This window comes from Pseudobdellovibrionaceae bacterium (assembly GCA_020635075.1).
Classification (GTDB): Bacteria; Bdellovibrionota; Bdellovibrionia; order Bdellovibrionales; family UBA1609; genus JADZEO01.
On record JACKAM010000002.1, the window covers coordinates 149512 to 166370 of the forward strand.

The window sequence follows — 16859 nt, forward strand, 5'->3', positions numbered from 1 at the left end:
TTCACACCTTTATTTTTGGAGACCTGATCTGCACGGCGAACTCATCCTCATCCTCTTCATCTTCACTTTCGCCTGCACCTTCAGATTCTGCTCGAGGTGGGGTCATCCCACCCGCAGCCTTATGTCCACTGTTGGCAACCAGGCTGTCCTCATCTAGCAGATCATCTATCAAAGCCTCTGCTGTCTTGACTTTTAGGTCAACCTGAGCAAATCCACCCTCGTCATCCTCGCCATCCAATCCCAACTCAAACTCGTCGAGTTCGAGGCCTGGATCGCTCTTGATCATATCCAATTCCACCGATTTGTCGGCAACCATAGCATCAGCATCCAATTGCAGCCCCTCACCCGGGCTGTTAGTCACCAAAGGTCGATTCACTTTTGGTGGCGAGGGTGGTGTTCTATCTGTAAGCAGCTGGTCAGAATTCTGTTTTTTACCTTCTTCAGCAATCTCCTCACCCTCACCTGGCGACTCTCCAAAGACTTGATCGTGATTGATCACCTTTCCGACAAAAGTAATTTCGTCCTCTGCGGGCGCTGCTGGGAGATGATCGGCTGCCGTTCCAGATAGCGGCTTCATCTCATCCAGATTAGGCGCAGGCGTCTTTTCTAGGCTGGACAGCACTTCGTCCTCATTGGCCTGATCATCTTCAGTATTGTGCACTGACAGGATTTTGATACCACTCCCCTCTTCAATAGAAATGGATGACAAGGTCATTTCCTCCAGTTCCTTCTGAGGAGTCATGATCTTCATTGTTTCCTCATCACTAAAGGCTCTGCGCTCGACACCAACCAAAGGCAAGGTCACGCGAACTTCAGTCCCTACCCCGACCTCTGAGGAGATATGAATTTCTCCATCAATTCCACTAAGAATACGTTTGACCATGGTCAAACCTAATCCTGACTTCTCCTCACGTGCCTGAGTCGTGAAGAATGGGTCAAAAACTTTGCTCAGATCCTCACGGGAAATCCCTTTTCCAGAATCCTTAAAAACAATCGTAATCTTCTGTCCCTTTGCCTCAGTCCACACCTCCAACTCCCTTTTGGCGGAGGTTTCCATTGCGGCAACGGCATTGTGAATGATCTCGTCAATCACAAAGCGAAAAGACTTGGGTGCCACCATGACAGGTCCATTTTCTTCCAGACTCTTTTTCAGATGAACACCCTTATCCTGAAGTACAGTCCGTAGTGAGGCCAATGATGAAAGTAGGGTATCCTGCAGATCAACTTTCTCCACTGAGCCAGACTCATCCCCCACCAGCTGTTCCAGATTCTCGAGAACCTCTCGCACACGCCGCGACTCTCTTTCGATAACCACGAAATGCTGCTTAAGTTTGTCGTCTTCTCCCGCCTTGGACCGAGCCAGTTGAGCGTGCCCCAAAATAGCGGCCATTGAGGGACGCAGGGAATCCACCAATCCCAGCCCCATCTCTTTGAGAATTTCAGCTTTATCAATTTCCGGAGCCGGCGCCGGAGCCGCTGGCAATGTCCCAACTCCACTTTCGTCACTCTCAAGTCGGTCGAGGACCGGAGCGACTGATAGACCCGGCGGTCTCTCTGGTATGCCACCACTTAAACGAACCAATTCCTCACGGACATCTTCAAGGTCTTTGTTGCGATCATCTGGAACCAAAAAGGATTGTCCACTCGCCAACCTTTGGACGGCCTCCTTTAGGGTCTCAAAACTCAGGTTTTGTCTACGCAACAACGCAAGCGTGAGAGCCCCGGCCAAAAGAGCTAAGGCCAGAGCCATTCCAGCTAGGTTAAACAAATATCCCGGAAGATAATGGCCTGCCGTATCCAAAGGGTTAGTCAATACAACGTAGAGGTTCGAATCACCCAGCCTCTCATAAGCAAAGACGGTCGATTCACCCTCCATATTTTTGGCCTCGCCCGACGCCGCCACCGACAACTGGGCTAATAGCAATTCCACTGCCGGATGATTCACAATTTGTGCTCCGACATACTGAGGTGTGGTGTAGGCCAGTGCAAAACCTTTGTCGTCAACAAGAATCAACTCTGCACTTTGCGCTTTATAAAAGCCACCCAGGTCAGAAAAGGTCTGCGGCCCCAGAATTCCTACAGCAATCCCCTTACTGCCGTCCTGACTTTGGGCCTCAACCAACATGGCAAATACAGGTCGTCCGTTTTCTTCAGTCAAGCGCGCCCAGATGACCGAACGTTCCTTAACCACCAACAAGGGCAGGTGCTCCTTTTGTTTGTCAAACACCGCCAAAGAAAACCGTTTGCTCCACTCGGGTTTAACCGCCATCCAGGATATGGTGCGACGGTCGCCCATCCAGGCGACCGCCAGAAAATCACCCAATCCCTTACGTTCCCTCAAGGCTGCCTGCGAAGGAGCAAGCCCTGAAGCCTCTTCCTCGACTCGGTTGAGAAGCTGACGGGTGAGATCACCGATTTGAATTTGCAGAGTGTGGCGGGCAAACGAGACTTGGTTCTCAGTCAACAATTTAAGCTGTTCTCTTTGATCATCTGCAACTGTGCCTGAAAACCTGAGGCCAGCAAGCAAAGCCATTAGTAGCACCGAGCCCACAATCACGGCGACAATTTTTATTTTGTTCGTCATGACACCATCCTTAGCCTAGATATGGAATCCTCTTCCCCTTCACCAACCCGTCCTGGGTCGAGATCGCGGCGAAGGCAAACGAACTTCGACAACCTTCCCCACAAAGCAATAAGTTCCCGAAGTTATTCTACTTTTAGGAGAAGCCTGGAATCAAGTCTAGCCCCTACCAAGAGGGTCCTTTTCATTCGAATGACACATGGTGTAAGGTAGTCGAATAGGAACATTTCCCTCGTAGGGACCATCTCTGCTATAAGGCCCAACTATGGCGGCGATGACAGACATTTTAGTGATTGGTTCTGGCTTGGCTGGGTTGTCCTTTGCTCTGAAGGCAGCCGAGTTTGCTCGGGTAACTTTGGTCACAAAATCCTCACTTGAAAATACCAATACTCGACTTGCTCAAGGCGGTGTTGCAGCCGTCACCTCCAGGGAAGACAGTCTGGAAAGTCACATCCGCGACACTTTGGAGGCCGGAGCTGGGCTGTGCAAGGAGGATGTGGTTCGCTATGTGGTTGAGCAGGGCGCGCGGAGAATCAATGATCTCACCGACTGGGGAGTCAAGTTTGATCTGGCCGACAGCCAGGACTTTGCCCTAACAAGGGAAGGGGGCCACAGTCATCGCCGGATCCTCCATATCGCCGATCAAACCGGCGCCGGCATCCACGGTCCCCTGCTTGAAAAGGTAAAAAGCCACCCGGGAATTCAGATTTTGGAAAACCACTTGGCTATTGATCTTATTCTCAACAAGCAGTTGAACCCCTATGACTTTAGTCCAGATCGCTGCCTGGGAGCGTATGTTCTCAACAAAGAGACCGAAGAGGTGGAGCCGGTGCTGGCTCGTGGCGTGGTTCTTGCGACCGGGGGGGCCGGTAAGGTCTACCTTTACACCAGTAACTGGAGTGGTGCCACCGGTGACGGCATCGCCATGGCCTACCGAGCCGGTGCAAGAGTGGCCAACCTTGAATTCATGCAGTTCCACCCGACATGCCTCTATCACCCCCATGCCCGAAACTTTCTCATCTCGGAGGCCTTGCGCGGTGAAGGTGGGGAGCTCGTTGACGGTAGTGGCCAGGCTTTCATGAAAAAATATCATCCATCAGGCAGCCTTGCTCCCCGAGATATCGTTGCTCGCTCCATTGATGCGGAAATGAAAAGATCCGGGGCCGACTGCGTCTATTTGAATATGACTCATCACTCAAGAGAGTATTTGGAAAGTCGATTCCCGGCGATCTTTCAAAGATGTTTGGAGTTGGGAATTGATATCTCTCGATTGCCAATTCCCGTGGTGCCAGCTGCCCATTATCTTTGTGGAGGAATTCTCACTAACCTGGATGGACAGACCGATTTAAAGGGACTCTATGCCCTGGGAGAGTGTGCGCAGACGGGCCTCCATGGAGCCAACCGCCTTGCTTCCAACTCTTTGCTGGAATGTTTGGTGTTTGCCCATGCCGCAAGTGAACATCTTAAACAAAATATGAATCACCTGGAGCCCAGTCAAAGTGAACCACCCCCATGGAATGTTCACGACAAAGAGGACTCAGACGAATTAATTGTGGTGAGTCATATGTGGGATGAAATTCGCAGATTGATGTGGAATTATGTGGGTATTGTCCGCTCTAGGCGCCGACTTGAGAGAGCCCAGCACCGACTGACCAATATCCTTAACGAATTTCAGGAATATTACTCGAATTTCCGCACCCATTCGGACATCGTAGAACTGAGGAACATCGCCCTAGTGGCGGATTTAACTGTCAAATGCGCGCTCAATCGCCATGAATCGAGAGGGATTCATTTTAGCCTGGATTATCCACCTGGAGACCTGGCAGCGGGCGGCCGCGATACTATTTTGGATCCGACGGTTAACGCCTAAATCTCCACCTCTTTTGTTAGGTGCCTGGGGAACCCGCGCCGCTACCACCGCCCTGGAAACGAAAGACAAAGCCAAAACCGATATACAAAGAGGTACCTGGGTTAACGTTGAACTTCATTTCCCCCCGAAACCACACAGTTGGTGAAATATTGGCATAAAGCCCTCCACCCACATGTCCGCCTCCGAAGATCTTCTTTTCCTTCCCAGCCCCTTTGAACTGAGTCGCATCAGCACCAAAATACAGAATGCCCACTAGACCTTCGATCGGCATATCGGCGCGCAAACTCAGATGAAGATTCGTCCACTCCGCCCCGCGAGCATTGCCCCCGATTCCACCGAATTCGACGAATCCCTGGCCCATTCGATAGCCACCACGTAACCCCCAAAGGGGCATGATTTCGGTGACGCCATCAATTTGCGCCGGCAGCAAGTTACCTAGATGAAAACCGAACTCACTGGTGATGTTTGCATTGGGGTCGGCATCCGGCTGTTGAGCGTAAACCTGAACAGGTAGAGAGAGAGTCAGGAAAAACAGGAATAAAGACCAGTGATGACGAATCATATTCAATCATATGTTAAAAGTTTCCAGGGCCATAAGGCAAGGAACAATGGCGCTTGACCAGGAAAGGGGCTAGACTCAATATACGAAACCATGAAGCGATTTGAAACCACCTTTAATGGAACCAAGGGAACGGAGCTCTTTTACCAGACTTGGCAAGTGCCAAATCCGGTAGGAACTCTTGTCGTGACTCACGGACTTGCGGAACATAGCGAATGCTACCACGATTTTGCTCTGGTCATGACCAAAGCAAAGTGGAATGTCGTTGGTTGGGATATGCGCGGCCATGGCCGCTCGGAAGGCAAGCGGGGATACGTTGAAGACTTCGGCGATTATGTCAGCGATCTTAGACTTTTGTCGGAGCACCTGTTTGAACAGGAAAAGCTGGCGGCCAAGGGACCCGTGGTTTGTTTCGCTCACTCTATGGGTGGCTTGATTGCCCTAAGAGCCATGGTCAATTTTGGTGATATGGGGTATAGGGCGATGGCGTTGAGCGCGCCTCTTCTGGGCGTGGGAGTCGATGTCCCTAAGGCAAAAGAAAAGATCGCCCAGTGGGCTGGCAGGTGGCTACCCAAACTCACTCTTTACAATGAAATCCGTTATGAGGACCTTTCCCGGGATGAAGAAGTCCTTAAGGCCTATGAAAGAGACCCTCTCAGGCACGACAAAATCTCGCCTCATGTCTTTCTTGGTATGCTTGAGAACATGCAAGTGGTCATTGGTGAGGCGGGGCAGATACAAATTCCGGTTCTTTTGCAGTTGAGTGGCCACGACAAAATCGTCAGTACTCCGGTTGCCGAGAATTTTTTTGAGCTGCTTTCGACGCCAAAGAAATACCTCCAAATCTATCCGGACAGTTATCATGAGATCTATAACGATTTGGATAAGGACCTTGCCTTTCGCCATCTCAAGGAGTTCCTCAGTGAATTGGTGTAGCTGGATACGCAATGCCCTAACAGCTGGATTGGTGCTTTCTATATTTTTATTGTGGGGTTGCGCTTCTTCAGAGATTTACAATTCTGGAGCTGTGCCGCCGGTAGATTCAAGTGAGTATGAGGACGTACTGGAAAAATTCACTCGCCATGACCGACAGTACTCGGGCTTTTACCAGACTTATGAAGTTAAAGGGACTCTCCTGAACTCCGAGGTCAATCGACTGATTCTGCAAAACAAAGGATTTTATCACCAGTGGGACGCTGAAAAGGCTAGAAAAGAACGAGAGAAGACCATTCAGGAAATGTCCAGCGAATCGTCATTCTTTTTTAGCTTTTTTACCCCGGAAAGAGATCATAACGATCTTAATAAAGGAACCTCTATTTGGAAGGTCTACCTAGAGGTCAACGGCGTTCGCTACGATGGTCGGGTGGTCAAACGCAATGACAAGCTGGCCGATTTGGTAACAGTTTATCACTATCATAATCGCTGGAGCACCCCCTACAAGGTCTACTTCAAAATTCCTATGACGGCCGTTGAACAGGCAAGTTCAAAAATCGTATTTACCAGTTCCCTGGGAACCACGACCTTCGAATTTCCCTCGATCAAGTAAGATTTCACCCCTCAGTCGGCAAAGACTTTGATAATCGGCTGGCCATCAAACCGAACCGGCTTTCTTAATCCGGTTGGCTGCAGCCCAACCGGGGACTTGCCTCGATGATCCCGATTTATCAGCCCCAGGATGGTGGGAAGATAGTCCAAGTTAAAGACAACATCGTCCACCACCTGCCCTCGCATCACTCCCGGACCGGAAAACATCATGGTGGAGCGTACAGACTCTCTAATCATCATCCCATGGTGTGCCTGAGAGTAGTCCTCCCCGCACTCAAAAATGAAACCATGCTTCGGTCCCAGAAGAAGATCGGGCCTTTCAGCCACTTCCTGAGCCTTTCCCTCAGAGCGGGAAAGCATCAACCTAGGAATTGCACCGACCACCGTTGGGTAATAGGTATTCACATAACGATCAGTCCACTCCTTGAACGTGTGAAACTGCCTCATCCAAGCTCGGTCCGTCACCCCCCGGGTCTGAGTGCGGGGGTGGTTGAAATAGCCGAAGGGATCAGGAGCCCAGTGGAACTCGAAATCGATTCTTCCAGAACTGTCCTGAGAGAAACTTTTGATCGGGCGGTACATGTACTCTGGCTCACCAGAACGTCCGAAGCGAGTAACAATCAGGCCCTGATTACCGCTGTGCTTATGCACGACTAGAACATCCTCAGCGGAATCAATGCCCTCGGCGCGCACGTTAGAATTGCGATTGAAATCATCATGATTAATTCTCACCACCAGCCAATCGAGTGGTTTGTGCCCAATCTTCTCCCTCAATTGCTCATATCGGTATTGAAGATCCGGATCGCCATCCTTGTATCCCGGATAAATCCTTAAACTGCTCATGCGAATCGCATCGAAGTCTGCCAGCAAATTGCGGACAACCGGACGACCCTCCTCGTCGATCCCTACTTTGTAATGGGTGAGATCATACCAGTTGTTAACCTCATTCCATTTATTGGAATCAAATGAACTCTTGGGAAGGTAAACGGTTTGCGAACTTGATACCGCCGCCTGAATCTGATCTGGATCTGTTTTGTGAAGCTGGGCGCAGGTCCCATAGTCCTTATATAATTCCTGTCTGACGTTGGTGCACTGGCTGGAATGAAGAGCCAATTCCTTAAGGTTTAAATTTCGAAAAAAATCGCCCTCGGCCCCACCAAACATGGAAAAACGCCCCTCAGTGGCGAAAGCTCCGGTGACGTTAAAGTCATAATCGATGAAATTCACATCGTTCATTCTGCCGGACAGGTAGTTGCACAGGTTGACACCCGTGATGTCAAACTCTTCGCCCCGCAGAGGATGGTGAATATTGGACTCATACTCTTTTCCGCCCTGAGAACCGTGATCGCTGACCAGCGCCAGGATACTATTGCGGTACTTACCCTTCCTCATTGCCTGGGCGATTCGACCGATCGCATGGTCGATCTGATACAGCGTATCCAACCCCTTGTTATGCTCTAGGTGGAAGTAATGGTCACCCCCGGCAATGTAGACACCCAAAAACTTCTTCTTCGGTGTCTCATTGTCCGTCATTTCCTTCATCATGTGATCAAGTCCTGCCCGATCGAACATATTGAAAAAGCTGTCCTCAAAGAAGAAGCGAATGGCCGCCTTTCTAAAGCCCTGTTGCTCTAGAAGATCCAAATGCAATAGGGAGCGAATAATACTGCCACCTTTCGGACCATCCCCCAAACCTGGAATCAAATAGCGGGGAAAACGGTCATTGAGTGGGAAGAAGGTCATAAAGGAATCTGTTTCATCCTCATTATCCTCAAGAAAACCATCCTTATCCACTGTCCCCGCACGAAAGTAGTCCAGGATCACCGTATGATCGTTCATCTTCATACGGCGATAGGCGCGACCATGACGACGGTTTTCATCCTTAAAGATGTCCTTTCGCCAATCCAGGTAGTTTGTCATTGTCTTGGTTTGTCGGTTGAAAACTTCATTGCCTTTGAACGAGCTGCGGTCAATGCCGACACCGGAAAGGGTTTCACTCCACGACGGCACGGTAAGGGATAGGGTCGTGTAGGAATTGGCCATAACCGTGCCATTTTGATAAAACAGTCGCTTGATGTTGGGCAATTTGTCGGTATTGTAAACCAAGTGATCTAGAAAATCTGGACGTAACCCGTCAACCATCAGAGCAATAACGGTTGGCGAATCTTCCTCTGCGATTGCTGAAATGACCCCAACCTGCAGCAGCAGGCCAGCCATAACCCCCAAACTTATTTTTCTCACCCTAATTACCCCTGTTTTTTACACCCTATTTAATGATCATTTCGATCGTCGTGGTTATTATTGTTCCCGGACCAGGCTGGTTTGTTCAGACCTTCCAGCTGCCCTCGAATCATCATCAAGAATACCTTTTCTTCATCCAGAGCCTGAGCTTCGTACTTAGCCAAAAGTTCCTTGGCCCGGTTGATTAGACTCCATTCCCAAATGTTTTCACTCAGACGCAATTTTAAGAATGATTCCCAGGCCGTGCGGATGATTTCGTCATCACGAATCAGACCGGGATAAGGATCATATCCGTCAAGATAGTCCAAAACGGGCTCCGCCAGCTCACCTGCTCCATGAAGTCCAACCGCCTTCATGGCAGCCCATTCGATTTCTAAATTTGACGAATGGCGCACAAATCTGGCGATCATTTCCACATCTTTTTCATTGGAGTACATGGCCATAACTACTAATGCATCTGCAGCGCTCTGGTGGGGGATGAATCCTGTGGACTCGTCATAGACCTTCAAAATTTGCCGGGCATTGACCCATGTTTGTCGTTCACGGATAAGATCTGTCCTCTGTTGAACGAGTTCTTCTTCAACCTGTTTGGAAACTCCAGCAAGTATGGTGTGCAGAAAGCGGGTCACCTTTTCACTGATATCAAGATACTGTTTGCGGAAGTCCTTCTCACGCTTGCCATCCACTTCCTTACACAAGTGATCCGCCCGTTCGACAAGATACTGTCCCATCATTTGCATATTTTTTGACTGGTTGGCCTGGGCCTCCCGCTCGCGGGCGCGGAAGATATTGACATTTTGATCATCTAGCTGGCCGCGGACCATTTCTACAAAACCAGGATCAAGGGCCGCCAAGCCGCTGTCAATTAGAGCCGCCAACTCGGCCTCCGTCTGAAGCATATCTGACAGCATATTTTTCCCAGTTTTACTGAGCACAAAGCTCACCCCTTCTTTTGCAGCTTTCAACAGGATGGTGAATGGGAAGGGAACAAAGATTGCCCCCGTGTTGGCACCCAGATCCATAAGATGTTTATAGATCTTGCGTTTTTTGATTCTTGTGTCGTCCGTAAGATCCATTGCCGTTACGCGGGTCCGGGCCTGGCCAATCCCGTAGATGCCCAGTGGGATCAACTCTCTGCCGGAAGCATCCTTAATTCGCCGCATATCTTTGATGTCCAGGAACAAATCGTCCAGCTCACGGGCTTGGGGCACACTCGGGTCGTAGTAGACAACAACAAAGTCCCGTAGAATCGGCTTGGCAACGAGGCCCTCTCTGTTAACGGCCCCCAAAAGGGTTCCAAAAGCCTGAGAGCGGTTGGCGCGCCGGGCATTGAGCTGGTAGTGATAAACCAGCTCCTCAAAACCCTCTGATATCAATAGTCCCTTCAGGCTGTATTCAGATCCTACAGCCATAATGCGCTCAATCTCAGAAGGAGGAATCATTCCCAAAAGACTCTTGTTTTCTGTCTCCAAAAGTAGACGAAGTTTGTAAAGACTTTTGGTCCGGGCATATTCTTTCTTGTTACGATAGGCATCCACAAACTGATCAGCTGTCAGGTAAAAAAGTGGTCCGACAACAGGTACCTTGTCAAAGACGGAGCTCAGGAAGTCCCAAAATGTCCAAAGGAGAATTTCTTTCTTGATCTTCTCATACTCTATAATTGCCGGCGGCGGACCTGGTACCACCTCCCAAGAGCTATCCCGACTGTTATTGAAGTCGTCCTTTTTGTAGTGCTCCTTGTAAGGAAGGGAGTAGTCCCAAATCGTCCGGACCTTTGGGATGATCCCCGGATAAGTGTCGTCAAACTTGTCTCTCAGGAAGGCCAGTTGGGTGTTGAATTGACCATTTTCCCCTGGGATTCCAATTTCTACAACTTCGACCCCACAACTTACAGGGCTATTGGGATGCAGCCGAGCCTGCAAAGATGGCTGGCGCAAACTCCAAAGTGGGACCGCCCCCCCGACTAACCCAATAATAAGGATAGCCATCGTTAGAAATTTTTTACGATTTTTCACCTCTACCTCACCGTTGGGATAGAGCTCTGCAAGGATACGGCCAAAACACTGAGGAGGTCATGGCCAGGGGCTGGTGGCAGCCAAACCCCATTGTTTTGAACTTCAGACTAAAGGACCCTGTGGAATTTTCATCACCGTTTACAAAGTGGCCTATGAAAAAAAGCCGGGTAAATAGTCCCTGCACGAAAATCGAACGGTGACCAAGGCCGAGCATCCCTAAAAAAGTTCGGGAAATAGTTTCACAAGCTGGGCTTCACTCGGAGCCTGTCGGAAATGTGATTTCCCAGTTAAAGGATACACCACAGCCAGTCGGATCTCTTCTTTGATCCCCAATTTTCTCAAGGCCACGGAATAAAGACTCAATTGATGAAGGGCCTTATCCAGGTATTTCTCTGACCCAGACTTATAGTCGATCAACCAAACCTGACCCTCAGAGTCCCTCCCCCACAGATCGATCTGACCCTCCAGAATTCCCTTAGCAGTAGGAACTTGAAATCCCCACTCAACCTCTCCACCCTGAATCAAATCTCTCATCGGGGGCTCCTGACAAGAGCGGACATAGTCGATGGCGGTGCGGGCCTTACTTGCCTGAGGGCCAAACCATTCTTCGGCCGCAGCTGAACAATCAAAATCCCAATCAAAGTGCAGAGTCTCCATCAAACGATGAATGAGAATTCCCTCATTACTCGCCTGAACTCTCGACTGCACCTCCTCTGCACCGGGACGTAGCTGTTCCATCTGCGGAAGTTCAAGCTTTTCCTCCAAATACTCACTCACTGAAAACTTGGGCCCCATTTCATGGCTCGTCGGATCTTCTGGATGCATCGCCTTTTCAGGAACACTTTGCTGGAGATCCCGATCGCCAAGATTTGTCTCAACGGACCAAGGCCCCAACTCCACTTCAAAGCAATAGCTTGGACGCTTGATCTGACCCGGCTCTCTAACCCATCCGTTCAATTTTTCTGCCCACGAATTGGATTGCACCTTTTCGCTCCAACTGCAAAAGACAGTGTCCTTAGCCCGAGTGAGCGCCACATACAAGAGTCGTTCGGATTCTTCCATCTCCCGGGTATGGCGGCGGGCTTGGTCTACCAGTGCAGGCAGACTGTGAATCTTTTCTCCATCCAAGGGGCTTCTTCGCGACACCGCCCAGATTCCACTTTCCTCCTCCAGGCCAAAAGAGGGAGAAGCTTTGGCCCTGTTGCCACGGTCACACCTGGGCAAGAGAACATGAGGAAACTGCAAGCCTTTGGATGAGTGAATTGTCATCAGGTTGATTCGATCAGGCTCCAACGCGGTGACCGCATCGCTTTCCGAAGACTCTTCATCGGGACTCAACTCCCTACCTAACCGATCTGAAAGATCAATGAAACGGGAACCCGGTTTGCGCTCCAGCTCTACCACCTGCTTTATAAACTTCCAAAGATTCGCCTCACGCCGTCCGGTGCCATCATATTGGAAACTCAGACTGAAAACTCCATCGTCTAGGATCGCACGTCTGACGGCCCAGGCCACACCGGTGGAGTGTGACATTTGCAGATAGGACTTTAATCTTCTGACCGCAGGACAGTCTCCAGCACGGTCGATAAGCTTTTGCCACAGTGACCCTTCCCCAGAAGACATGATGTGGGCGAGCTCATCATCGCTCACTCTAAAAAAGGGCGACCGCACCAAGGTAAACAAATTAGCATCATCATGAACATTAAGAAAAAACCGAACCAAAGACATGGCATCGCGAATTTCTCGGCGGTCATAAAATCCACTGGCAGCATGAAGGTGAATCGGGTAACCGACTGCCTGTAGCTTACGAGCCAAGTCAGCTAGGTGCCCATTGGTGCGGCCGAGAATACAGATGTCCTGAAACTCCGCCTTACCAGACCTAAGCCTTTCGATATGATGAATGATCGCCGCCAGTTCTGAGTTTTCCAGCCCCTCAACCTCTCCGTCGTAGTCCTTGCCAACGGCAAAATAGGCAACGGGCTGATCGGTATTCAAATCTGGAGACCTGGGCTCCATGGGCCTAAATTGAGAGCCCAGCCCGCGAAACACATCATTAAAGAATAATAACAGTGAGGGTTGCGAACGATAATTTACGGCCTTTTCCCTTTGATCTCCTCCTTTGGAACCAATGACCTTCCATCGTTCCTGGAAGACCTCACTTCGAGCTCCGCGAAACAGATAAATGGACTGCTGGGGATCGCCCACCACAAAGGCCTTGCGGTCGCCGATTAACAAATCCAGTAATTCAACCTGAAGCGGGCTTGTATCCTGAAACTCATCGATCAGCCAATAATCCCACTCCTGAGAAAAAGCTTCTCCCACCTGAGGGAACTTGCGTAAACTATCCCGAGCCAGCAACTCAAGATCTCCCATCTCCAGCTGGCCCGTCGAACGCTTGTGGTGGGTAAAATTCTCGTGAAACAAATCTGCCACAGACTGAAAACGAACCGCCAACTCAACAAGCTCATTCCAGGAAGAAGCACCGACTCCTTCTTTTTCCAACAATGCTTTCAGGGACTTCAGATCCTCATCCAGTTTTTCCTTGAGCTCAGGACTGAAGGCCGCCGGAGACGTTTTACTGGAAAAATTGGGCTTCCTCCCCAATGCCTCATTGGCGGTTTCAATTGCCGTCCAATGAGTCTCATTTTGCACCCTCTCGATGGCGACAAAAAGTCTTTCCAAGCCAGTGAAGTAGATCTGCCACTTTTCGTTATCGGTTTGCTCCCTAGCTTGGGAAATAATCTCGCGAAGGGATAGAACCAGGGGGTAGACCAGTGCCCGAAACAATTCTCCACAATCGGTTAGCTGAAGGGCCCGCGCTTCTGGATACTGCAGCTTCATCTCGTGATAGCTCCTCAACATACCTACCAGCTCATTCACCGACCAGATTTCAACCAAGTCTGATGCTTCCGCACTCTCCAAAAGCTGTTTGCGAAACACTGTCTTTGCCAGGCGAAATCCATCCGCCTCGGAAAGTATTTTGAATCCCGTGTCCAATTCCAAAAGGTGGCCATAACGACGCAGAAATAGGCTTAGGACGCCGTGAATGGTGGAGATATGAAGGTTTGACCGGCTCGAAACATAATCAAGAAAGTCATTTCGGCCTGTAGCGACGGCACCTGCCACCAATCTTTCTCTCAGTTCCTGAGTGGCCTTACGGGTAAATGTGGTCACCACGATCCTCGGAAAGCGCCCCTGGCTATGATCAAAACTCAGAGCCGTCTCCATAACTGTTTTAGTCAGGGTCGTGGTCTTTCCCGCTCCCGCACCGGCCCGAACGATCTGATGGTTCAATTCAAATGGGGCGCTCGACATAATCCTCTCCATCGACAACCTTGGCAGGTGGTATCTGGGTCCTTGGGGTGTGGCTTGAAATCTCCGGCTAAAATAGCCCCCATCGTCTGATCCACCACATGCACGACCCCTTCAATCAAGGCCTCGCGACCTGCAGTATCCAGCTTTTGAGATCGACCAGAGATTTCAATGAAGCCCTCAATTCCCTCATCAGTGACAAAGCCCTTGTTGCGGTCCATTGTCTTGGTCACATAGTACAAGGCTCCTACCACCTCCCCGGGACCTAATTGCGAAAACCCGAGACTCAGCCAATGGGAATAAAGGCTGAGCTGAAGGGAGTTATTGTTCAACCATGACTTGTGGTAGGTAAGTCCGTAGGGAGAAGACTTGTAATCCAGGACCACAAAGTGCCCGTCTCCATCGACATCCACCCGATCCACAAATCCCCGAAAGAGAATCCCCTCCTGATCTTCTGAAACAAATTTTTTCTCCTTCGGGTTCCATCGGCACTTGACCTTAAGCTCCCGACCCACGGTTTGGGTTTTGGGATAATTGGCTCGCCAGGCAGTTTCAAAACTGACAAACCGATCGGCCATATCCACCATCTTGCTCTTCAATGGCGGCCACAGGCGCTCGTCCGCAAGAATCAATTCACTTTCGGTTCGCGCTTGATCCACCGCCTCTCCAAGTTCCTCCCGTGTGTAGGCCGAACGAAACACCTCCCCCCGAGTGAGGATCTCGAACAACTTGTGCATTAAGCTTCCCTTGGACATGTGATCCACATCCATGTCCAACTCTGGGGTGTCGGACAATCGAAATATTTTTGCTGCGGCAACATTAAACGGACACTCCAGATAGGATTCCAGCTGGGAGACCGATAAAGATAGATCAAGATTGGCACCAAAACCTGGGATCGGCTGAACTCCCAATTCTCTGGGAAGCTCGGTCTCGATGCTCGCATGCAAATCCTCGGTCCACCCCTCCACCTGGGCCATCTCCCGGATGTCAACTGACTGCAAGGTATCCCAGCGGCACTTGGGTGGAATGGTGCACTTCTCCCAATCAGGATTCTCATCCATCGCCCTACGTAGCCACAACATCGCTGGGGCCTGTATGGTCCCGGCAAAATCCACCGTCGGTGTTGAAAGAACTGCCTCGCTCCAGGTGCGGTCCAACATCCACTCCGCCTCAAACTCAGCCTGCATACGATCCGGATGGTTGAGAAAAAATCCCATATCCCGTTCCAAAGACAGCACATCACTCAACAAAATCCCCGTGGTCTCTGTCCTTCTCATTCCATCTTCGGTCAAACCCATAACCCAAATATGGGAGGCATCGACCCACTCGCCTGAGGAGAGGTTCAAGAGCTGAATGCCTTTCCCCAGTCCCCTTCCCACTTTTACTTCAATGCGGGCACAAAGCTTTTCGGTAAAACTCACCCAGTTTCGCAAACTCAATCGTGTACTATAGGGACAATCCTGAAGAAACTGATGAAATATCCCTTCCAACTGATCCGTCACTTCCTTCGTTGGCCAGCGGCGCAACGCCCAAGCCACAAATTCGTCTCGAAGCATTAGATTTTGCGGGTTGCCGTGGATGTCAAACAGGCGCTGGACCTGATCATCCCTTTTGAGGTCTTCCACGTCATAGTAAATTGAAAACAATCGACGAAAGTCATCAAAGGCCAATCGTCGTTCAGACTCAGACCGGAAGGCCGTTAGTTCAATGTCGGCACTACTCCCAAGTCCAGCATCCATGCGCAAATGAGCCAACCAGCGAATAACATCAGGAAAGGATTGGAGTGTAACCAAGTGATCCTTGCCCGCCGGGATCCCCTCTTTGGCTAAATACTCAGACAACACTGGCCAGTAGGTTTCCACATCCGGAGCCATAAGCACAATCGCTGAAGGGGCCACCCCTTGCTTGAGCCACTCTCGCACCGCCATGACAGCGGCCTTGATTTCGGCGAGCATGGTGGAATACCGGTGAAAAGCGTAACCTTTAACTGTCGGGGTTTCTGCCCTCTTAGGGGTCTGAATCGACTGTCCCAACTTCTCTTTTAGAACTCGATACCCACGCAGAGACTTATCAAACCGACCACGCCATTGTTCTCCGGGAGTGACGATGAAAACATCTGAGCTTCCACTTAGCCCCCACAACACCTCTGCCTCAACAGCACTAAGTTCACTACCAAGATCCACAAAGAGTCGCCGGGACCAGGTCAACCTTGGCCCGCTCCAATTTGAAAGCCAGGCGCTCACCCAAGGGGAAGGAACCAAGTTCTTTTCCTCAAATTGACTCCAAGCCCACTTGGACAAGTTATACCAATGGCCCCAACGAACCAGGCTGTCCGAGTGATCTCCCCACCACTCCTGCAGAATCTCTTCACCCTGATTATGGGTCAAAATGGGTAGAAGTTGAGCTGTATAGGCAAAAAGATTTTGAGCAGTTCCGGGCGACTTTGCCCATTCATACTCCGATTCTTCTAACCACTGGCCAAGAAGGGACCTAGCTAAATCGGCGGAAATCACGCGGGCACCTGGCGAGCAACGCACCAAAAATTTGCGCCAAAGCTCACTGACCCGCAAGACCGAGTCCTCCGCTAACACCATTCCTTGGCGCAAAAACCGTTTTTGGATTTCCAACTTGGATTTGAGATCAGAGACCAACCATGTGTCTCTGCTGGGATCAAAGTCTTCGAAAAGTTTTTGTTTTTGGTGGGGATGGTGAACTTCCCTTAACTCAAGCATGGAC

General features: G+C 50.2%; 9 protein-coding genes. 3 read left to right on the plus strand and 6 right to left on the minus strand.

The window, feature by feature from the left end:
• Position 1 precedes the first annotated feature (1 nt).
• Positions 2–2584, minus strand: coding sequence for a sensor histidine kinase (locus tag H6624_10415; protein ID MCB9084748.1), 2583 nt, complete (start codon positions 2582–2584; stop codon positions 2–4).
• A 262-nt stretch (positions 2585–2846) separates the two neighbouring features.
• Between H6624_10415 and nadB the strand changes: the two genes are divergently transcribed.
• On the plus strand, positions 2847–4451 hold the full coding sequence (gene nadB, locus H6624_10420) for an L-aspartate oxidase (protein ID MCB9084749.1): 1605 nt from the start codon (positions 2847–2849) through the stop codon (positions 4449–4451).
• Positions 4452–4467: 16 nt separating this feature from the next.
• On the opposite strand, the gene H6624_10425 is transcribed toward nadB, so the two are convergent.
• Complete coding sequence (locus H6624_10425) at positions 4468–5013, minus strand: hypothetical protein (GenBank protein MCB9084750.1); 546 nt, start codon at positions 5011–5013, stop codon at positions 4468–4470.
• A 90-nt stretch (positions 5014–5103) separates the two neighbouring features.
• Between H6624_10425 and H6624_10430 the strand changes: the two genes are divergently transcribed.
• Positions 5104–5946 carry a lysophospholipase gene (locus H6624_10430; GenBank protein MCB9084751.1) on the plus strand — a complete coding sequence of 281 codons (843 nt, stop codon included), beginning with the start codon at positions 5104–5106 and terminating at the stop codon, positions 5944–5946.
• A complete protein-coding gene (locus H6624_10435; GenBank protein MCB9084752.1) occupies positions 5933–6556 on the plus strand; it encodes a hypothetical protein in 624 nt (207 codons plus the stop codon). The genes H6624_10430 and H6624_10435 overlap by 14 nt, the downstream gene beginning before the upstream one ends.
• Positions 6557–6567: 11 nt before the next feature.
• Here H6624_10435 and H6624_10440 read toward each other — a convergent pair whose 3' ends face one another.
• The 4 genes from H6624_10440 to H6624_10455 form a co-directional block, all read right to left on the minus strand.
• Positions 6568–8796, minus strand: a complete 2229-nt coding sequence (locus H6624_10440; protein MCB9084753.1) for an alkaline phosphatase family protein — start codon at positions 8794–8796, stop codon at positions 6568–6570.
• A 29-nt stretch (positions 8797–8825) separates the two neighbouring features.
• Positions 8826–10811 carry a hypothetical protein gene (locus H6624_10445; GenBank protein ID MCB9084754.1) on the minus strand — a complete coding sequence of 662 codons (1986 nt, stop codon included), beginning with the start codon at positions 10809–10811 and terminating at the stop codon, positions 8826–8828.
• Positions 10812–11027: 216 nt separating this feature from the next.
• Positions 11028–14126: a UvrD-helicase domain-containing protein gene (locus H6624_10450; GenBank protein ID MCB9084755.1), complete on the minus strand. Its 3099-nt coding sequence runs from the start codon at positions 14124–14126 to the stop codon at positions 11028–11030.
• A complete protein-coding gene (locus H6624_10455; protein MCB9084756.1) occupies positions 14102–16855 on the minus strand; it encodes a PD-(D/E)XK nuclease family protein in 2754 nt (917 codons plus the stop codon). The genes H6624_10450 and H6624_10455 overlap by 25 nt, the downstream gene beginning before the upstream one ends.
• Positions 16856–16859 lie beyond the last annotated feature (4 nt).

Excerpts from the sequence above, each read along its gene's own strand:
- H6624_10415 (MCB9084748.1), bottom strand. The coding sequence starts at position 2,584 with ATGACGAACAAAATAAAAATTGTCGCCGTGATTGTGGGCTCGGTGCTA.
- nadB (MCB9084749.1), top strand. The coding sequence starts at position 2,847 with ATGGCGGCGATGACAGACATTTTAGTGATTGGTTCTGGCTTGGCTGGG.
- H6624_10425 (MCB9084750.1), bottom strand. The coding sequence starts at position 5,013 with ATGATTCGTCATCACTGGTCTTTATTCCTGTTTTTCCTGACTCTCTCT.
- H6624_10430 (MCB9084751.1), top strand. The coding sequence starts at position 5,104 with ATGAAGCGATTTGAAACCACCTTTAATGGAACCAAGGGAACGGAGCTC.
- H6624_10450 (MCB9084755.1), bottom strand. The coding sequence starts at position 14,126 with ATGTCGAGCGCCCCATTTGAATTGAACCATCAGATCGTTCGGGCCGGT.
- H6624_10455 (MCB9084756.1), bottom strand. The coding sequence starts at position 16,855 with ATGCTTGAGTTAAGGGAAGTTCACCATCCCCACCAAAAACAAAAACTT.